Genomic DNA, 17,157 nt, shown 5'->3' on the forward strand with positions numbered 1-17,157 from the left:
AATATTATTCATCCTCACGGTATTTCTTAGGTGTGTATTTCTTGTTAATCCGCTGCGTTTGTCTAAACAATAATTCCATTGATTCCAGTAATGATTCCTTTGCTTCATCGCTCATTGGCTCACCATCAAAAGCAAGGCCATTCGAATTTTCGAGGTCGGCTTCGAATTGTTTTAGACGCTTCGCAATGTCGAGCTTGTCTTTATCTTGCGATTGCCCACTAGTAACTCCCAAAAGGTAGTCAGTGGAAACATCAAAGAAATTTGCTATGATCTCAAGAGTTTCAAAGTCGGGCTCACGAGTTCCCTGTTCATAATTAGCCAATTTTCCTCTTGAGAATCCCAATCTTTCCGCTAATTCGTATTGACTTAACTTTTTGGCTTTCCTTAAATTTTTTAAACGTTCAGAAAACATAACTATCACCTCTTTCATATTGATTATATAGATAGAAACTATGTGTTTCCATATGAAACTACAAAAGGAAACAAAAAGTTTCTAAAAGTGGTTGACAGAAACAAAATGTTTCTGATAAGATGAATTTAATTTAGAAACAAAACGTTTCTTTTGGAGGTGACATAGTGAAAAATACTAATAAAGTTCGCACACTTTTAATTGAGTTACGAGGGAATAAAGGGCGTACTGATGTAGCTACTAATTTAGGTATAACACCTCAAATGCTAGGAGCGATTGAAAGGGGAGATCGAACTCCATCGTTGCCATTAGCAAAAAAAATTGCAGATTACTATAACACAACAGTAGACTTAATTTTTTTTGAAGAAAAAAGACACGTATTGTGTCTTGGAAAACTAGCTTAGGGGGTTTTTACATGAATCAATTTCCACGAAACATTAGCAGCTTAGAAGTTGCTGAAATGGTCGGTCGTGACCATAACGAAGTATTGAAGGATTTACGCCGTATCAGGACTCAATTAGGAGAGGGGATTTTACCCCAGTCCTATTTTATCGAATCTTCATACACAAATAGCCAAAACAAAGAATTACCTAGTTTCCTTTTAACGAAAAAGGGTTGTGAGCTCTACGGCACACGAATGACAGGTGAAAAGGGTACGCAGTTTGCGGTTAAATACATCGATCGTTTTAACGAGATGGAGCACCATATCCAGCAACAATTACCGAATGATCCAGTTGAATTGGCTTTGCAACAATCCCTTAAAAACTACCAAGAAATCAAAGGTATTAAAGAGGATGTAACTTATTTAAAGGGTTCTATGCGTATTGACGGCATTCAGCAAAAGGCTATTCAATCAGCTGCTAAAGGCAAAGCGATTGATGCGCTTGGAGGCTTTGATACTAAAGCTTATAAAGCGTTAAGTAGTAAAACTTTTCGTTCTATTTGGAAAGAATTTAATACCTATTTCCAACTGCCACGTTATGGCGAGTTACCAAAAGCAAAATTTGATGAAGCTCTTTACTTCATTTCAAAATGGCGTCCGAGCGCTGCTTTAGAAATAGAAATTGAAGCATGTAACAGACAAAAAATTTCCGTTTAGTTGATTAAAGTAAGGAGCTTGTTCAGCGTATTTAGATTGGAGGAAGTAGCATGATCCCTCAGACAGAGCATGCATTGATTCAAACTCTTTTTGAAATGTCAGGTATTACAAAAGAAAGCGTACAAGATGAACTTCAAAAACTCATTCAAGATACTGTACGTCCATCAATTCTCTTTTGGGATATCGAGGACATTGTAAAAGCGACAACTTTTCAAAAAGCTTTTTTGGAAGAACACATCCTCTCTGATCCTCGTGTAAGAGAATTTCAGAGACAACGTGGCTTCCGGGGGAAACGCGTGTGGCTTGCGGAGCCAACAGCGAAAGTAATACAAAAAATAATTATGGATGAATGGAATTAAAAATTATTGCACGGGCAGGTGCTTTAAAAAGTAGGTGGAGATTGAGGGCAATCAATCTCCAAAGTTAACCGAGGGCAATCGGCCTTTCTAGAAGAGCTAGGGCAATAGCTCAATAGCAAGTTATCTTGCTTAAGTTAATTATAAAACAAACATATAAAAATTTGTGTTCTCAGTTGGAACATCATAGTGCATGTTCGATTTTGGAACACGGGGGAGAAATCAGAATGGAATACGGAAAAATATTGAAGGGATTTCGTGAAAAAGCAGGCTACACACAACAGGAGTTAGCAGACTTATTAAATAGAAGCAGATCATGCATCAGTAAGTTTGAAAGTAACAGCAAGTTGATGGACATCGAAACTTTTAGAAACTGGGCACGAGTAACAAACAGTGAAGTCCAAGCAGCAGCCATTTTATTTGGTACAGATATTTTTGCAAATATGACACAAGTTTTATCTTTAGTACCAGCTTTCATTCGATTTTCAATATTTTAGGAGGGAAGAGCATGCGGATTAAACCGAGAGTGTGGCGAATCATGACAGTCAAACAACGCTTACAAGCTATGTATTATTTAGCGCAAAAAAACCGCTGATTGGTAGCACAATCAACGGCTTGCTAAATTACCTCAATATTTACACTAATTATTATATCAGATATTTACAGGCATTGCGAGCCCATCGCTCGCTCTTGTCAAGCAATCCTCAATCGGTTGGTTAGCCGTTCTCCTCCTAGAGAAATTGAGGGTTGATTGATGGGATTCCATCGGGAAGCAGGTGAAATAAATGAAAGAATCATACAAGGTTTGGGAAATTATCAGAGGTTTTGATTTTGGCTCTTATATCGAAGGAGATGTGTTCATTAACGAGCTGGGGCAGGAAATTCACTTTGATGGTGAATCAATCAAAGGTTTAGACAACTTAGATCCAAGCAGCAAATGGATGTACGTTCCTTATAAATCAAGATGGGAGGCAGTGTAAATGTTCGAAGTTGAAAACACAACGTACAGCGGTATCGGTAAAACGTTCAGTGGTTTATACGATTCTTTTGAAAGCCCAGTAGATTGGAAAGGTCGCCGAATATTTAAAGGCGAGGAGTATTACGTTTTTAATGAAGGTGAACACGAAGTTTTCGTGCATATCGAGGAAGTGCAAGAGTTTTTAGATGATAACAGATTAAGCGTGAGCTGTTACGAGCAGCTAATCACATTAATAGAAGTTTATCACGATAATTACCCAATTATTGCATAAAAAAACCGCTGTTACGAGCAGCGGTAGGATTAGGCCCATGACCATTTAATTTATTCTAGTTTATCTCATGGGCTTAATTTTTTCAAATACAACCTAGCAGGAGGACTTTAATATGAACAAATTACAGGAACAAGAATTATTCGAACTTGATGAACAAAAACAGGAAGAGCGAAAAGTATTCGTTATTACTGATCTTAACGGTTTGAACTGGGCGTTTCGAAAAATGAGCGCTATTCAAGCGAAATTAAATGAAGTGAAACAGCTGGCGGATGCCGAACGTGAGCGTATTGCAGAATGGGAGAAAAAAGAAAGTGCTGCATATCAAGATGATTTAGCGTTCTTCTCTCACAAAATTAGCGAATATCATGCATCGGTTTTGGCAACTGACTCAAAAGCCAAGTCCATCAAAACACCATATGGCGTAGCAAAATCTACAACAAGTAAAGCACAGCCTGAGAAGGTGGATGAATTGGAATTAATCAAGTATGCCAAAACTAACAAGCTTGACATTGTAGAGGTTGAAACGAAGGAAAAGCTCAAATGGGCAGAGTTGAAGAAAACGCTCAGTGTGGTTGAATCTGACGGCGAATTAGTGGTAGTTGATGCAGATGGACAAGTCGTGCCAGGTGTAGCAGTAAAACCGGAATCAGTCTCCTTCAAAGTAGAGGTGAGTGACTAATGATTTTTTCAGAAAAAAATGCAGAGGTTTCAGCAGCATTAGCCAAATCATGGGCCGAGTTAGAGACACCTAAACACAATACGACTGTAAAGGTACAGACAAAAAGTGGTGGTAGCTACTCATTCGATTATACGGATTTGAACGGCATATTCGAAACAGCTCGAAAGGTTTTTAAAGAAAACGGTATTGCGATTATGCAAAACAGTTATACGGAAGTTTCGCCGAACGGCTTACTGGCTTGTGTAGAAACAACATTTTTACACTCCTCAGGTGAATGGGTTAAGTCTTTTCCTTTAAAATTCCATGCAGCAGGTGGCATGCAAGATTTCGGTGGTCAGATCACCTACATGAAACGCTATAGCTTATCGGCAATGTTGGGTATCGCTACCGAAAAAGATGATGATGCAAACGGAGCAAGTGGCAATACGTACGATTATTCAAGTCGTGGCAGTAACGGTGGCGGTCAACGTTCATCCGTTCCGATGCCTAAAGATGCAAAAGAGGCAGGAGCAATTGCATTATCCTTTGGCAAACACAAAGGAAAAACTCTTAAGCAATTATGGCGAGAAGATAACCAATATATCATGTGGCTTGCTGAAAACGAAAAAACGGACAATGTCATTAAAGAAGCTATTGGGATGATGCAAGTGGCAGCTGCACAACAACAGGCACAGCAAAAGATGGAGCAAGGGGCTTAGTGCCCCAATCTTTTATAAGGAGGGTCAGGGCAATGACTCAATCAAAAATGAATCGTGAAATAATTTACGCCAACAGTATGTATATGCTTATGCGTCGCATCCATTTTAAAGCGGAAAGAGGCTGGAAAGTAGTCGGCGAGATTAAAGGAACAGCCGAGGGGCGCTATGGCTGTTTGATAGAACGAGAGATTAGATTTAACTAGGAGGGCTAGGGCAATGGCTAAAACTATCATCCGTGTGGAGAAAAACCGAGATTATACAACGATCAATAATACATCAGTACACGATGAGCGCCTTTCATGGAAGGCGAAGGGCATACATGTTTTCATGTTAACTCGTCCAGATGATTGGGTGTTTTATAACGAAGAGCTTCAGAAATGGGCAAAAGATGGGCGCGATTCGTTCCTTGCAGGTTTAAAAGAGCTTCAAAAATTCGGCTATGTCAAAAAGATTCGTGAGCGAAATGAAGATGGCACATTTGATTACGTTACCGTGGTGTATGAAGTACCGCAGGAGGTAAAACCACCAACGGGAAAACCGGTTACGGATAATCCGTCTACGGAAAAACCATTAACGGAAAACCCGCAACTACTAAGTACTAATAAACTAAATACTAATACACCAAATACTAATATACAAAGTACTGAAAAAGAAAGAGAGATTTCTTCTCCTTCTTCCTTAATCGATATGAATTATTTAAAAATCAAACAGCATTTTGAAAACGTAGTTATTTACCAACAATCTAATTATCAACAGGCCCAACAGTTAAGTAGAATGCTAGACGAATATCGCGATATTAATTTAATCGCTGAGGCTATGAATATATCAGTCAGTCGACAAGTTGTTTCACTGAATTATATTAACGGCATATTAAATACTTGGCGCTCAGATGGCATTACAACTTATGAGCAATATCAAAAAATAAAGGTGGTGCGAAAAGATGATATCCGACCAGCAAGCAATGGAAACAGTTTCAAAGATACGTTTGGGGTTGATGTGGGATTCTAAGCGTTGTGATCAGCATGACATTGCTTACATGATTATAAATGGTCAATCAGTTTGTCCACGTTGTCAGTTAGATGCTGAAAACGAGCGCTTCGAAAAAAAGGTGCAGCAGGAAATTGAACAAAGCCAACAGCGTATTAAATACAACGTGTTAGGTAGCAGGAGCTTGGTACAAGACGAATCGATTCGGCGGGCTACTTTTGATAGCTTCATAGACTCAGGTGGCGAGGAACGTTCCAACAAACAGCGTGCGTTCCAATTTGTCGAAAGTTATCAGCGTGGTGAGCAATTTAATTTATGGATCCAGTCGCAGATTACTGGAGTCGGTAAATCACATCTGGCTATGAGTATTTTAAAAGCTCTCAATAGTTTGGAAGTAAGTTGCTTATTCATAGATATTGACGAAATGCTACGGAAAATTAGAGCGTCATTTGATAACCCAGATTCCATCTATACAGAGACGTATTTCATCGATTTATGCACTAGGGTAGATTTTCTTGTCCTAGATGATTTAGGGGCAGAGACGGGCGATATAGACACAAAAAAACGTGCATCCGATTACACATCCAAAATATTAAGAGCCGTTATGAATGGCAGGCAGATGAAAAGCACTATCATTACAACCAATTTAACTAGCCAGCGATTAAATGAAATTTATGACCGCAAAGTAATTAGTCGCATGATGACCAATTTACAGACCATTACATTTAAAACAGCTAACGACAAGCGTATAGAACGATTAAATTTTTAAGTACACTTATTTTAAGGCAAAGGGGGATTGGAAGTGAACATACACTCAGCCTATACCATTTACAACAACGGTATTCATACAGTCGAACCACAACTGAACGAGGCAATTCATGAAATTATTGAGGATTCGAAACAGCGGATCGAGCAGCTGGAGGAAGTATTAAACGCAGTCAAAGATTTCTCAGGAGAGTACGCACCATTTAATTCAGCAATGGCGAAAATACAAAAGATGGCCGAGGAGGGCTTACGATGAAACCAACATTAATCGGATACGGTGGACCAACACCTTTAGCAGTTATTTTCTGGAGAGAGCCAGGTAAAGATGAAGCGTCATTTAAAACAATTTGCTATAACGAGCAGGACGTAATGAACATGTACAAGCGCCATACGACAGATGGGGATTTTTATAACAAATTAATGCCGAGTGTGCAGATGGTGAATGGTAAAGAGCCAATGCAGCAGGTGGCGTAAGGGGAGGGAATAATTATGAATCTAGCATTCTTTAAAATAGACCGAATAATCGAGAATCAAGGTCATAAAGTCATCGAAATTCCAGCAGGTGGCATTCAGTTTGAATACCGTGGGAATGTAATTCAATCAATTGAGCCAGTACAGCTTGAAATGAATAATGAGGGGATATTCCATAACACAATGCGATATATGAATTTCGCAGTTTATACGGATCAATCATTGTTTACATCGGGACAGCTCATGACCCAGTCAGTATTTAGTGTTGTAGCGCATGAAGAAGTACAGAGAGATATCTATAAAGAGATAGCCAAGCGTTGCAAGGTTGTGCCAATGTATAAGCCAGTGAATGAGCTAGAACTGTTTGCTCGAGAATATGAAGCTGCTTATGCGCAGTTGTTGGGGGTGTAGCGGAATAGCATGAACGTCTAGAATATCCAGACGTTCGCAGCTACTACACCTAAACCTAGCAGGAGAACAAGTTGTCCAATGCCTGTACGAAAAAAAGACTTAACCATTTCGTATGCAAAGCCTAAAACTATGCCAATTATAATTATAAAAACCGCGAATAATAAAACTGGAGCAACTGTTATTAGATTTTCCATTGTAAAGAGGGAGCCTAAAGTTGAAATAGCAAGCATAATGCCTTCTAATAAAGCATCTTGTAAATCCAAAACCATCATCCTTTCCTTATTTTGTAATTAATACGTATTACTAGAATAAAAGTTTCACATTTATAGAAAAAAGGTGGTAAAAATGATTCGAAAAAATAAATCATATGCCAATCGAGGTGCGTTTTTGGAGCGCATCATCGATATGGCAAATAACAAATATCGGAACGCAGGTGTTGCAGATATTAATAAAATTCCAACACCTGTAAAAATAACAGAGGATTATGGCCGAACAGTAAAAGGTCGTAAAGAAAAAGCTCTATGGGTGGATTACTGCGGCATTTATAAGGGCACTGCAATTATTTTTGATGTTAAGCAAACATCAGGTACAAATTTTCCGTTAGCGAATTTAGAAGATCATCAATATAACTTGCTGAAATCATGGTCAGAAAAAGGCGCAGTTGCGTTCCTAATCGTTTATTTTAGCAAACAGGATAAATACTTCATGTTACCGTTCGAAACGCTTAAATGGGCTTGGGAACGTGGTCAAAGTGGTGGACGTAAATCGATTGCATTGAAAGAATTCGAAACAATGGCAACCGAGGTCAAAAGTAAGGATGGGTACACGCTGCATTATTTGGAGTCGTTTTGATGAAAAAGCGACTTTGTAGATTGATAGATTATATTGTATATCTAGTGGATCGGTTTATTTATTAATTGAACAAAAAAAGTGGAGCCATGGGATTTAGTTTGATAAGCATTTTGCAAAAAATCCGTTATAAAACAAAAAACCTCAAACTTTACAGTCTGAGGGTGATTTGGGCAGCGGGAATCGAACCCGCACGGTCCTTAGACCTCTAGAGTTTCAATCTAGCGCGTCTGCCAGTTCCGCCATGCCATAATTAATATACCATTTATTACAAAAAGAGGCTAGTAGTTTTTTATTTACTACTTAATATCAAACAAATCGCTTAGTAAAAAGCACATAAAAAAGATTTGAGTTATCACCTCAAGTCAGCAAAATTATACAATTTCATTATAGGTATGTTCTTGTATAAACAAATTAAAAACCGTAACGAGTACAGTCGCTACGGTTCCCCTCTTGCTATATATGGGTGACACACCAATTATAGCATAAGGGGGGCAATCTTATGTATTTTCCGGAGTTATTAGAGGAATACAAGCAGTTGTTGAAGGAAATGAAGTCTGAGGGCGTAACAAGTGGCAGTATGTACCAGGAAGTGAAACAGGCAATTGAATGGATGGAAACAGGTTATGACCCTGCAGAGTATCGGGCATCAACTCGAGCGGACGCATTTCCAATGGATCCGTACCATATGCAGACGTATATGGCTTATGCCAATAACGACTATGAAATGTTGGATAGCATGTCCAACTTACAGAACTATATTGAATCACATCAGGACGAACAGCGATTTAAAGCCGACTTGAGAAAAGCTGAGGAAAACAAAAAAAAGGTTAATAGTGCATTAAAAGGATTAACTTCAGATGAAAAAGCAGTATTTGTTGCAATTGAAGCCGAGTGCCTACCATTTAGTAAGGTTGCTAGAATGCTAGATATTAGCAAGAGCACGGTGCAGAGTTATTACAAAAGAGCTCGCACAAAAATTAATCAAAATATCCAAAAAGGTACACAAACAGATATTTTTGATTTTGTTAGCTGATTTTGCCATACGAATACCCTATATATAAGAGCACTTATTTTTTACTATAAAAATGAGAGGCTATATTATTAAAATATTTTAAGTATTAAGCATTAAGCATTAAGTATTAAGTATTAAGTATTATATCAAAAAAGAGCACCTAATAGATGAGTGCTCTTTTAGTATGTTAGGAAATTATGAAAAATAGATTATAAGTTATTAACAGAAATAGTATAATATACCTTTAAAATTCGACAAATATATAGTATATTTGGAGATGTATTGTTAATAAGGATAAAGGTGGTTATAATGTTGAACTTAAAAAGTGAATTCCATAATTTCCAACAAAATATAAAAGCTTTGGAACTTTTTATTAAGGCTCAAAAAGATTTGGTGAAAATTAGTTTTAATGAAGGCAGTCTAAAAAAAGATGAAAATACGAGAGTGGCAGCTGAAGTTTTAAAAGAATTGATAACTATACCGCAATCTATAAAAAAAGAAGATTTTGATATACAAATAATAAATGAAAAATTTGCAGATAAAGGTGTAAATATTTCTATTAATGAAAGTAAAGAAAATAGTGTTTCAATAGATATATCTAATTCTGAAATGGACAAAAATATACAAGAATTAATAAAAATATCTGATTTGATGATGAGACAAAGAGAATTAATAAATAGAAACTCGTTGACAAGTTTAATGATTTATTTTGAAAATTTAGTTTCGAAATTAATGAAAATGCGATTATCTAAATATCCGAATGCATTTAATCCTGGTGAAAAATCTATTAAGTACAAAGATCTTAGAGATTTTGAAAGTATAGATGAAGCATTAGATCATTTAATTGAAAATGAAATTTTAGATATTATGCATGGTGGATTTAAAAGTTGGATTATTTATTTAAATAAGGCGGGCGTTAATTTAGAGAATATTGAATTGTTTATTGAACAAATTAATGAAGCTTATTGTAGAAGGAACTTATTTGTGCATAATGATGGAATTGTAAATAACGTATATTTAAAAAAAGTTGCTAAGGAGTATTCAGAAGAAGTTAGTAAAGGTAAGACAATTTCTATTTCGGAACCTTATTTAAATAAGGCGGTTCAGAATGTCAAAATATTCGGAACTATATTATTGTTAGAGGGATGGAATGCATTTGATAAACAAGAATTAAATGAAGCTTCCGATTTCATATTTAAACAGGGATATAATGTTATGAAAGAACAGGATTGGGAATTTGCAAAATTTATTTTTGAATTTTTATTACCAAAGACCGAAACAAACGCAGAAAAGATAAGTACTCAAATGAATATATGGCTATGCGAAAAAGAACTTGGAAATTTTGAAGGGATTTGTGAAACTATTAAGAATTATGATGTTTCAGGATTACAAATACAATACCAACTTTGTAAATTATCTTTGTTAGAAAGCGCAGATGATTTTTATAGTGTTCTAGAAAGAAACCCTGATTCATTCAGTATCGAAGAGTTAAGGGAGTGGCCAATTCTTGAATATATGAGAAAAGACCCAAGAATAGCGGATTTCTTACAAGGTGTAGAGGGGGCAACGGTTTCTTGAAAATGATTAGGGATTAAAGGATATCTAGAATTTGAAAAATAAACATACTAGTCACTTTCAATAGAGAGTGACTTTTTATTTTTAGGTTTCGGAGGTGGTGTTGATGCAGTATGATTAGCTGGGAGAAAATTAAACTGGAATATGAAACAACAAAAATTACATTAGCAAAGCTCGCAGAAAAGCATGATATACCATTAAGAGCCAGAGAGTCGTGATACTAAAAACAGTTATCCTATAATTTAGATGTTATTCCAAAATAGTAAATAAGTACTTTTGGGAATATTGTAAATACCGTTTGCTCATTCAATATCTTTCCATATAATATAAAGAATATATGGAGGATGATATTATGCTAGTGCCAATTACTATTTATAAAAATGGCGTAATGTTATGTCATTGTGAAACAATCCAAGAAACTGCAAGAGTTTTGCAAGCTGACACAGGTGATAAAAATAAACGATTTAATGCCATAGAGAGAGGATATTGTATTGGTGAACTATATTCATTCAATGGAAATGTATATAGATTTGTCGCAAGTGAAGAAGATGCTAAACGTAGACGAGAGCAATTGATTAGTTTGGGCATCTTATAGTAAAAGTAATAATTTAAGATCTATAAAAACGTTTTCGTTAGTGTTTTGTGATTAAAGGAGTGCTACTAGTGCAAAGAGAAATTAGGCTATTGTATAGCAGTAAAGAAATATTTAAGTATTTTAAACCTGCTCTTAATCGAGATTATTATGATACCCTTACTATGAAGAATTTTGTTAAAAAGTATGTTGATAATTTCTCGGTAGAAGAATTAAATACAATGCTTGAAACAGTTAAAAGCGATAATGAGTCAAATAATGTGATTCATTCAAACACAACAAATAATATAAATTCTATTATTTCACTAATATCAATAATCTGTGCTGTTATGGTGGCATTTTACGTGGCCTTACTATCATTTATAATTAGTCAAGGCAAATTAGAGTTTGTTCCTGATGGCTTATCATTTATGTATTGGATTATAGGCCTAATATTTTCTTTTATTTTGTTAATATTTATATTGTCTTTAAGCTATACAAGAAAATATATAAAGTTAAATAAGCTTCAAAAGATTATTCAAATAACAATTACTATTAAAGAAGCGGAATTGATTAGTAAAAAATAAATATACATACTGGTCGCGTTCATTCGAGCGTGGCTTTTTTATATTTACAAAGCAATTAGCATAATGAGGTGATGCCATTGGGAAAGTTAATAAAGGTGGAGCGAAGGGGAAGTACAAAGAATGGCTCACACCGGAAGGATTATTAAAAATTGAAGGCTGGGCTAGAGATGGCTTAATAGATGAACAGATAGCAAAAAACATGGGAATTACACGATCTACTTTAAATGAGTGGAAAAAGAAGTTTTCGGACATATCGGACACCTTAAAAAGGGGCAAGGAAGTCATTGATCGTCAAGTTGAAAATGCTTTGCTTAAACGTGCATTAGGCTATCAATACGAGGAAGTGACAAGAGAGATGGTTGAAGACGGTTCGGGCCGTTTGGTTGTCACTAAGGTTGTTACGAAAGAAGTGCAGCCTGACACGACAGCACAAATTTTCTGGCTTAAAAACCGGAAACCGGATCAGTGGCGAGATACACCTTTGCAACAGCTACAAGCTGAGAAACTCAAAGCTGAAACAGACTTTGCCCAAATGCGTGCAGCTAAACTACGTGGTGATAAGAAGGACACAAGTTTACTGGATGCTTTATTAGAAGGGCGCAAGCAATACGAAGAAATGAAGCGTGGTGAATCGAATGGCGAAGCTTGATATTAAATTTAGTGCCAAGCAACTTGAAGCAATCTTTCGTCCATATGATTTTACGTTTGATGTGCTGGAAGGTACGCCACGTTCAGGCAAAACAACAGCCGGTCATTTCCGCTATTCTGATTATTTAACTTGGACACGCGATACAAACCATCTCATTGTTGCATACAACCAGGAACAAGCTTATCGACTGTTTATTGATGGCGATGGCACAGGGCTTATGCATATCTTTGGGCCGTTATGTAGTATCAAGCATGATGAACACGGCTCACACCTAGAAATACATACACCAAATGGCGTTAAAAAGGTGTATTACAAGGGCGGCGGTAAATCAAACAGTGTCGGCGCTATTACAGGTATGTCATTAGGCAGCGTTGTTTTTTGTGAGATTAACTTACTCAATATGCAGATGATACAAGAATGTTTTCGCCGTACATTTGCTGCATTAGACCGTTACCATTTAGCAGACCTTAATCCTCCGGCTCCACATCATCCAGTAATTAAAGAGGTATTCGAAGTTCAGAATACACGCTGGATGCATTGGACAATTCACGATAACCCGATTATCACAGAAGAACGTAAGCAGGAGATTTACAAAGTATTATCCAAAAATCCATACTTGCTTGAGCGTGACTGGGAAGGTAAACGAGTAATGCCACAAGGCGTCATCTATTCGATGTTCAGCATGCAGGATAACGTTTTACCTGCTATTCGAGGGAAAGTATATGAAATGTTCTTTGTAGCTGATGGCGGGCAATCTGATGCGACCTCATGCAGTTGCAATATTGTTGTGCAGTTTGAAAGTAAGTTTCGATTGCTACGGGTAGCTAACTATTATCACAGCGGAGCAGATACGGGCCAAATAAAAGCTATGTCTACTTATGCGAAAGAACTTAAAAGGTTTGTAGAATGGTGTGTGAACAAATTTGAAATGCGCTACTCGGAATTCTTTGTTGACCCAGCTTGTTTATCGTTACGAGAAGAACTGAGGGAAGTTGGCATTCAAACGAGTAAAGCTGATAACAATGCAAAGGATGTAGAAAAGAAATCGAAAGGCAAAGAGGTTGGAATTGAACGATTGCAAAACTCGATTGCTGATGAACAATTCTTTGTAGTTGAAACGGACAGCGAGTACGATCATTACGACTTCTTCAAAGAAATTGGTATGTATGTCCGTTTGGATAACGGCGAGCCTATTGATGATTATAACCATGCTTTGGATGAATGCAGATATGCTCACAATTATTTCTTTAAAAGATACGTTAGAGTTTAGGTGGTGAAACCATGTTTGAAGGAATTAAAGGCTTTATACGGAAAGTAGGTGTGAAATTGAAACTGATTAAGCAATTGGAAAGTGTGACGGATCATAAAAAGGTGTCGCTACCCGAGGACTTTTACAATCATATTATTAAATGGCGTGAGATGCATAAAGGCTATCTGCCGGAGATGCATGACTTGATCTATCGTACAATCGAAAAGCAAGTAAATAATCGTAGAATGGCTACACTGGGCATGCCAAAAGTAATCAGTAATGAAATGGCCTCATTAATCTTTAATGAACGGTGCAATATTAGTGTATCGGATGATGGCTTTAATACATTTATTGAAGATGTATTTAAAGACAATAAATTTAACGGCAACTTCCAACAGTATTTAGAATTTATGTTTGCTCAGGGTGGCATGGCCATTAAGCCATATGTTAAAGACGGGCAAATTAAATTATCATACGTGACAGCAGACTGTTTCCTTCCGATTAGTTGGACCAATTCCAACATTACGGAGGGTGTTTTTGTTTCGGAAATTAAAAAGCAGAACAAAACGTATACCCATCTGGAATGGCATACATTCGAGGGCAATGAGTATGTAATTAAAAATGAATTGTATGAGAGTGAGACAGGCGTTGATTTAGGAACGAAAGTGTCGTTGACTGTACTGTTTACGGATTTAGAAGCAGAAACACGTATTAAGAACGTTGAGCGTCCGTTGTTCGCTTATTTCCAACCGGCTATTGCAAATAATATTGATAGTACTGTTCCACTTGGTGTTTCGGTTTATGCAAACTCCTACGACACGTTAAGAGCAATTGACATTACATTCGATTCCTTCATTCGTGAATTTAGATTAGGGAAGAAACGGATTTTAGTTCCTTCTCACATGGTCAAAACGGTTTTGGATCCGCAGACGCAAAAGCTTCACCGTTATTTTGATCCATCTGACGAAACATATGAAGCATTTAGTGATGGCAATATGGACAGTGACAAAATACATGACATATCAGTTGAATTACGCGTTGACGAGCACATTGCAGCTATCAACGCTTTTTTAAATATCCTGGCAATGCAGATAGGATTTAGTCCAGGTGCCTTTACGTTTGATGGCAAAAGCATGAAAACGGCTACCGAGGTTGTATCAGAGAATAGTAAAACTTTCCGTACCAAGCAATCTCATGAGAATGTTGTTGAGCAAGGAATTACCGATTTAATTGAGTGTATTGGCGTTGTCGCTGAATTATATGAGTTATATACATCACCAGCTGAATATGATGTGACTGTTACTTTTGATGATTCTATTGCCCAAGATAGACTTGCAGATATAAATGAGCAGATTTTACTTGTCGGTTCACGTTTACAGTCACGAGTTAAGGCGATTATGAAAATTCATGGCTTGACCGAGGAAGAAGCAATTCTATTAATTGAGGAAATTCAAAAAGAAGAATTGTCCGGGCAACCGTCATTAGAGCAACTTCAAAAAGAATCCGTTTTATTTGGGCAAAGGGAGTGATTAAATGGCAGGTCCAGTCATTACCCCTTATCAATTTAACGAATACACCTCACAGATCAGTGATATTTACGTAGCTTTAGAGGATGAACTCTTTCGACAAATTGCCAATCGATTAAAAGCACCACCTGAGCAAGGTAAAGATTACGTTTTGGAATGGCAAATTGAGAAGATGCAGCAGTTACGCATGCTCAATCAAGAAACCATTAAAGCATTGGCTGAAAAAACAGGGCTTGCTACTAAAATGATTGAAGATATATTTCAAGATGTCGGTTACAGCTCTATTGAGAGCATTGAACAACAGTTGGCTAAAGCGAAATACGAGCAAAAGCCTTTGCCTAGTAATCTTGACAACGTGCTCGAATCATATGTAAAACAAACCTTTCGCGAGATTGATAATTTCGTCAATCAAACGCTCATTACCACCAATTACGGCGAAGGAACAGTCACTCGAATGTACCGTAAAATCGTTGAGGAAACGACAGCACAGGTTTTAGCCGGTAATAAGACGATTAATCAAGTTGTTACGGAAACGGTGATTAAGTGGCAGCAGAAGGGCATTGAAACGGGCTTTGTTGATAAGGCAGGACGTACTTGGCATTTGGAGCACTATGTTGACACGGTGCTCAGGTCTACAGTGAACCGAACGTACAACGATTTACGTTTGAGCCGTATGGAAGAGTATGGTGTGGATTTGGTGCTAGTGAATAGCTACAGCAACGCTCGGCCAGCATGCGCAAAAATACAAGGTGGCATTTGTTCCATGAGCAATCCTTCAAGTGATCCGGAATATCCGAGTATTTACGATTTCGGTTACGGAAAGCCGGACGGTATTCGAGGAATCAATTGCCGGCACATTTTGTACCCATATGTTGAAGGTATTAACGAAAACAATCAGATGCAGGTCGATGAAACGAAAGCTAATGAAGAATATAAACTCACTCAGCAGCAGCGTTATTATGAGCGCCAAGTCAGAGAAGCAAAGCGTGCTTTAAATATAGCAATGGTGACAGAGGACGAGGAAACAGTTGCTAAATTTAAAAAGAAAGTAAGGGAACGTCAGGGCAAGGTTGCTGAATTTGTGGCAGAGCATGGTTTAACAAGACGATACGATAAGGAGAGGGTGATTACATGAAAAAAGTATATTTACTCTACTTAATGACTACTGGAGGTTTCGCAGAAAACGTTGAACTAAAAGGTGTTTATAATAAGCGTGAAAAAGCTGAAGAAGATGGGAAAAAATCTAAGTACGCATATTTCGTTAAAGAGAAAGAAGTTCTGTAGTCGTAGCAATACGGCTTTTTATTATGTCTTTTATACGTTAGACGCCATAAAGAAACGTAAGTACATTATCCATTATTGGAGGGCTTTTAGATGTTAGAACAAAACAAAATTTTCAAACCGTTTTTACCATTAACGGATTTACAATACTTCGCTGATGGCGGCGATAATCCACCAGCAGACGGAGGGGATAATCCTGCTCCACAAGATCCACCAAAGGATCCACCGGCAGAACAGAAAACCTTTACGCAAGAGGAACTGAATAATCTTATTGCGAAAGAAAAGAAAGCAGCACAAGAAAACTTTTTAAAGTCAGTAGGCTTTGACGATTTCAAAAACGCGAAAGATGGGCTTGCAAAATTTAAAGATTGGCAAGACAGCCAGAAAACAGAAGCTCAAAAGCAAGCTGATGCGTTAGAGCAAGCAAGCAAAGATTTAGAGGTTTATAAAGCTGAAAAAGAAACTTTAGCAGCCCAATTAGCGGCAGTTAAAGTGGGCGCTGACCCTGAAGCTTTGGAGGATTTAATTGTACTTGCCAAAACAAAGGTTACTGACGAGATTACGATTGACGAGGCTATCAAGCAAACAATCGAAAAGTACCCACACTTTAAAGCACAGCAAGAACAGCAACAGAACAAACCATCGTTTAGCGGTGGTCAGCATACACCACCGGCAGGCAACGGCACAGATGATCCGTTTGCTGCTAAATTAGCAAAATATAATAAATAAT

General features: G+C 37.3%; 27 protein-coding genes. 25 read left to right on the top strand and 2 right to left on the bottom strand.

Annotated elements, in window-relative coordinates; translation table 11 throughout:
* Nucleotides 1-4 precede the first annotated feature (4 nt).
* Nucleotides 5-412, bottom strand: coding sequence for a helix-turn-helix domain-containing protein (locus AC6CH1_RS03900; protein WP_498316362.1), 408 nt, complete (start codon nt 410-412; stop codon nt 5-7).
* 164 nt (nt 413-576) lie between these two features.
* Between AC6CH1_RS03900 and AC6CH1_RS03905 the strand changes: the two genes are divergently transcribed.
* The 14 genes from AC6CH1_RS03905 to AC6CH1_RS03970 all read left to right on the top strand — a co-directional run bounded on the left by AC6CH1_RS03905 (nt 577) and on the right by AC6CH1_RS03970 (nt 7,125).
* Entirely contained in the window at nt 577-813 is a 237-nt protein-coding gene (locus AC6CH1_RS03905; RefSeq protein WP_498316363.1) for a helix-turn-helix transcriptional regulator, read from the top strand.
* An 11-nt stretch (nt 814-824) separates the two neighbouring features.
* The gene (locus AC6CH1_RS03910) at nt 825-1,508 is read left to right on the top strand and encodes an ORF6C domain-containing protein (RefSeq protein WP_498316364.1); all 684 of its coding nucleotides are present in this window, start codon (nt 825-827) and stop codon (nt 1,506-1,508) included.
* Nucleotides 1,509-1,558: 50 nt separating this feature from the next.
* On the top strand, nt 1,559-1,867 hold the full coding sequence (locus AC6CH1_RS03915) for a hypothetical protein (protein ID WP_498316365.1): 309 nt from the start codon (nt 1,559-1,561) through the stop codon (nt 1,865-1,867).
* Nucleotides 1,868-2,091: 224 nt separating this feature from the next.
* Complete coding sequence (locus AC6CH1_RS03920) at nt 2,092-2,361, top strand: helix-turn-helix domain-containing protein (RefSeq protein ID WP_498316366.1); 270 nt, start codon at nt 2,092-2,094, stop codon at nt 2,359-2,361.
* A 288-nt stretch (nt 2,362-2,649) separates the two neighbouring features.
* The gene (locus tag AC6CH1_RS03925; RefSeq protein WP_498316367.1) at nt 2,650-2,844 is read left to right on the top strand and encodes a hypothetical protein; all 195 of its coding nucleotides are present in this window, start codon (nt 2,650-2,652) and stop codon (nt 2,842-2,844) included.
* On the top strand, nt 2,845-3,114 hold the full coding sequence (locus AC6CH1_RS03930) for a hypothetical protein (RefSeq protein WP_498316368.1): 270 nt from the start codon (nt 2,845-2,847) through the stop codon (nt 3,112-3,114).
* A 112-nt stretch (nt 3,115-3,226) separates the two neighbouring features.
* Nucleotides 3,227-3,793: a host-nuclease inhibitor Gam family protein gene (locus tag AC6CH1_RS03935; protein ID WP_498316369.1), complete on the top strand. Its 567-nt coding sequence runs from the start codon at nt 3,227-3,229 to the stop codon at nt 3,791-3,793.
* The gene (locus AC6CH1_RS03940) at nt 3,793-4,491 is read left to right on the top strand and encodes an ERF family protein (protein WP_498316370.1); all 699 of its coding nucleotides are present in this window, start codon (nt 3,793-3,795) and stop codon (nt 4,489-4,491) included. The genes AC6CH1_RS03935 and AC6CH1_RS03940 overlap by 1 nt, the downstream gene beginning before the upstream one ends.
* A 32-nt stretch (nt 4,492-4,523) precedes the next feature.
* Nucleotides 4,524-4,694 (top strand): hypothetical protein, encoded by a 171-nt coding sequence (locus AC6CH1_RS03945; protein WP_498316371.1) that lies wholly within the window; start codon nt 4,524-4,526, stop codon nt 4,692-4,694.
* A 13-nt stretch (nt 4,695-4,707) separates the two neighbouring features.
* Nucleotides 4,708-5,499: a DnaD domain protein gene (locus tag AC6CH1_RS03950; protein ID WP_498316372.1), complete on the top strand. Its 792-nt coding sequence runs from the start codon at nt 4,708-4,710 to the stop codon at nt 5,497-5,499.
* On the top strand, nt 5,432-6,247 hold the full coding sequence (locus AC6CH1_RS03955) for a P-loop NTPase family protein (protein ID WP_498316373.1): 816 nt from the start codon (nt 5,432-5,434) through the stop codon (nt 6,245-6,247). The genes AC6CH1_RS03950 and AC6CH1_RS03955 overlap by 68 nt, the downstream gene beginning before the upstream one ends.
* Nucleotides 6,248-6,280: 33 nt before the next feature.
* A complete protein-coding gene (locus AC6CH1_RS03960) occupies nt 6,281-6,499 on the top strand; it encodes a hypothetical protein (RefSeq protein WP_498316374.1) in 219 nt (72 codons plus the stop codon).
* Nucleotides 6,496-6,717: a hypothetical protein gene (locus tag AC6CH1_RS03965; protein WP_498316375.1), complete on the top strand. Its 222-nt coding sequence runs from the start codon at nt 6,496-6,498 to the stop codon at nt 6,715-6,717. The genes AC6CH1_RS03960 and AC6CH1_RS03965 overlap by 4 nt, the downstream gene beginning before the upstream one ends.
* 15 nt (nt 6,718-6,732) lie before the next feature.
* Nucleotides 6,733-7,125, top strand: coding sequence for a molecular chaperone (locus tag AC6CH1_RS03970; protein ID WP_498316376.1), 393 nt, complete (start codon nt 6,733-6,735; stop codon nt 7,123-7,125).
* A gap of 17 nt (nt 7,126-7,142) precedes the next feature.
* On the opposite strand, the gene AC6CH1_RS03975 is transcribed toward AC6CH1_RS03970, so the two are convergent.
* Nucleotides 7,143-7,388, bottom strand: a complete 246-nt coding sequence (locus AC6CH1_RS03975) for a hypothetical protein (protein WP_498316377.1) — start codon at nt 7,386-7,388, stop codon at nt 7,143-7,145.
* Between the two features lie 82 nt (nt 7,389-7,470).
* On the opposite strand from AC6CH1_RS03975, the gene AC6CH1_RS03980 reads away from it, so the two are divergent.
* From AC6CH1_RS03980 to AC6CH1_RS04030, 11 genes are all read left to right on the top strand, one after another.
* Entirely contained in the window at nt 7,471-7,977 is a 507-nt protein-coding gene (locus tag AC6CH1_RS03980) for a Holliday junction resolvase RecU (protein ID WP_498316378.1), read from the top strand.
* A 499-nt stretch (nt 7,978-8,476) separates the two neighbouring features.
* Nucleotides 8,477-9,010: a sigma factor-like helix-turn-helix DNA-binding protein gene (locus tag AC6CH1_RS03985; protein ID WP_498316379.1), complete on the top strand. Its 534-nt coding sequence runs from the start codon at nt 8,477-8,479 to the stop codon at nt 9,008-9,010.
* A 288-nt stretch (nt 9,011-9,298) separates the two neighbouring features.
* Complete coding sequence (locus AC6CH1_RS03990; RefSeq protein WP_498316380.1) at nt 9,299-10,567, top strand: hypothetical protein; 1,269 nt, start codon at nt 9,299-9,301, stop codon at nt 10,565-10,567.
* A gap of 349 nt (nt 10,568-10,916) precedes the next feature.
* Nucleotides 10,917-11,159: a hypothetical protein gene (locus AC6CH1_RS03995; RefSeq protein ID WP_498316381.1), complete on the top strand. Its 243-nt coding sequence runs from the start codon at nt 10,917-10,919 to the stop codon at nt 11,157-11,159.
* Nucleotides 11,160-11,227: 68 nt separating this feature from the next.
* Nucleotides 11,228-11,722, top strand: a complete 495-nt coding sequence (locus AC6CH1_RS04000) for a hypothetical protein (protein ID WP_498316382.1) — start codon at nt 11,228-11,230, stop codon at nt 11,720-11,722.
* A gap of 76 nt (nt 11,723-11,798) precedes the next feature.
* Entirely contained in the window at nt 11,799-12,371 is a 573-nt protein-coding gene (locus tag AC6CH1_RS04005) for a helix-turn-helix domain-containing protein (RefSeq protein WP_498317734.1), read from the top strand.
* Nucleotides 12,358-13,641 (top strand): PBSX family phage terminase large subunit, encoded by a 1,284-nt coding sequence (locus AC6CH1_RS04010; RefSeq protein ID WP_498316383.1) that lies wholly within the window; start codon nt 12,358-12,360, stop codon nt 13,639-13,641. Before AC6CH1_RS04005 ends, AC6CH1_RS04010 begins: the two co-directional genes overlap by 14 nt.
* A gap of 11 nt (nt 13,642-13,652) precedes the next feature.
* Nucleotides 13,653-15,149, top strand: a complete 1,497-nt coding sequence (locus AC6CH1_RS04015) for a phage portal protein (RefSeq protein WP_498316384.1) — start codon at nt 13,653-13,655, stop codon at nt 15,147-15,149.
* Between the two features lie 4 nt (nt 15,150-15,153).
* Complete coding sequence (locus AC6CH1_RS04020; RefSeq protein WP_498316385.1) at nt 15,154-16,281, top strand: phage minor capsid protein; 1,128 nt, start codon at nt 15,154-15,156, stop codon at nt 16,279-16,281.
* A complete protein-coding gene (locus tag AC6CH1_RS04025; protein WP_498316386.1) occupies nt 16,278-16,430 on the top strand; it encodes a hypothetical protein in 153 nt (50 codons plus the stop codon). Before AC6CH1_RS04020 ends, AC6CH1_RS04025 begins: the two co-directional genes overlap by 4 nt.
* A 90-nt stretch (nt 16,431-16,520) precedes the next feature.
* Complete coding sequence (locus AC6CH1_RS04030) at nt 16,521-17,156, top strand: hypothetical protein (protein ID WP_498316387.1); 636 nt, start codon at nt 16,521-16,523, stop codon at nt 17,154-17,156.
* Nucleotide 17,157 lies beyond the last annotated feature (1 nt).

It is taken from the genome of Solibacillus sp. GQ1 (assembly GCF_059758555.1).

What these genes read in the sequence shown, in the direction of transcription:
- AC6CH1_RS03900 (WP_498316362.1), bottom strand. Translation starts at nt 412, where the DNA reads ATGTTTTCTGAACGTTTAAAAAATTTAAGGAAAGCCAAAAAGTTAAGT.
- AC6CH1_RS03910 (WP_498316364.1), top strand. Translation starts at nt 825, where the DNA reads ATGAATCAATTTCCACGAAACATTAGCAGCTTAGAAGTTGCTGAAATG.
- AC6CH1_RS03915 (WP_498316365.1), top strand. Translation starts at nt 1,559, where the DNA reads ATGATCCCTCAGACAGAGCATGCATTGATTCAAACTCTTTTTGAAATG.
- AC6CH1_RS03920 (WP_498316366.1), top strand. Translation starts at nt 2,092, where the DNA reads ATGGAATACGGAAAAATATTGAAGGGATTTCGTGAAAAAGCAGGCTAC.
- AC6CH1_RS03925 (WP_498316367.1), top strand. Translation starts at nt 2,650, where the DNA reads ATGAAAGAATCATACAAGGTTTGGGAAATTATCAGAGGTTTTGATTTT.
- AC6CH1_RS03930 (WP_498316368.1), top strand. Translation starts at nt 2,845, where the DNA reads ATGTTCGAAGTTGAAAACACAACGTACAGCGGTATCGGTAAAACGTTC.
- AC6CH1_RS03935 (WP_498316369.1), top strand. Translation starts at nt 3,227, where the DNA reads ATGAACAAATTACAGGAACAAGAATTATTCGAACTTGATGAACAAAAA.
- AC6CH1_RS03940 (WP_498316370.1), top strand. Translation starts at nt 3,793, where the DNA reads ATGATTTTTTCAGAAAAAAATGCAGAGGTTTCAGCAGCATTAGCCAAA.
- AC6CH1_RS03945 (WP_498316371.1), top strand. Translation starts at nt 4,524, where the DNA reads ATGACTCAATCAAAAATGAATCGTGAAATAATTTACGCCAACAGTATG.
- AC6CH1_RS03950 (WP_498316372.1), top strand. Translation starts at nt 4,708, where the DNA reads ATGGCTAAAACTATCATCCGTGTGGAGAAAAACCGAGATTATACAACG.
- AC6CH1_RS03955 (WP_498316373.1), top strand. Translation starts at nt 5,432, where the DNA reads ATGATATCCGACCAGCAAGCAATGGAAACAGTTTCAAAGATACGTTTG.
- AC6CH1_RS03965 (WP_498316375.1), top strand. Translation starts at nt 6,496, where the DNA reads ATGAAACCAACATTAATCGGATACGGTGGACCAACACCTTTAGCAGTT.
- AC6CH1_RS03970 (WP_498316376.1), top strand. Translation starts at nt 6,733, where the DNA reads ATGAATCTAGCATTCTTTAAAATAGACCGAATAATCGAGAATCAAGGT.
- AC6CH1_RS03980 (WP_498316378.1), top strand. Translation starts at nt 7,471, where the DNA reads ATGATTCGAAAAAATAAATCATATGCCAATCGAGGTGCGTTTTTGGAG.
- AC6CH1_RS03985 (WP_498316379.1), top strand. Translation starts at nt 8,477, where the DNA reads ATGTATTTTCCGGAGTTATTAGAGGAATACAAGCAGTTGTTGAAGGAA.
- AC6CH1_RS03990 (WP_498316380.1), top strand. Translation starts at nt 9,299, where the DNA reads ATGTTGAACTTAAAAAGTGAATTCCATAATTTCCAACAAAATATAAAA.
- AC6CH1_RS03995 (WP_498316381.1), top strand. Translation starts at nt 10,917, where the DNA reads ATGCTAGTGCCAATTACTATTTATAAAAATGGCGTAATGTTATGTCAT.
- AC6CH1_RS04010 (WP_498316383.1), top strand. Translation starts at nt 12,358, where the DNA reads ATGGCGAAGCTTGATATTAAATTTAGTGCCAAGCAACTTGAAGCAATC.
- AC6CH1_RS04015 (WP_498316384.1), top strand. Translation starts at nt 13,653, where the DNA reads ATGTTTGAAGGAATTAAAGGCTTTATACGGAAAGTAGGTGTGAAATTG.
- AC6CH1_RS04020 (WP_498316385.1), top strand. Translation starts at nt 15,154, where the DNA reads ATGGCAGGTCCAGTCATTACCCCTTATCAATTTAACGAATACACCTCA.
- AC6CH1_RS04025 (WP_498316386.1), top strand. Translation starts at nt 16,278, where the DNA reads ATGAAAAAAGTATATTTACTCTACTTAATGACTACTGGAGGTTTCGCA.
- AC6CH1_RS04030 (WP_498316387.1), top strand. Translation starts at nt 16,521, where the DNA reads ATGTTAGAACAAAACAAAATTTTCAAACCGTTTTTACCATTAACGGAT.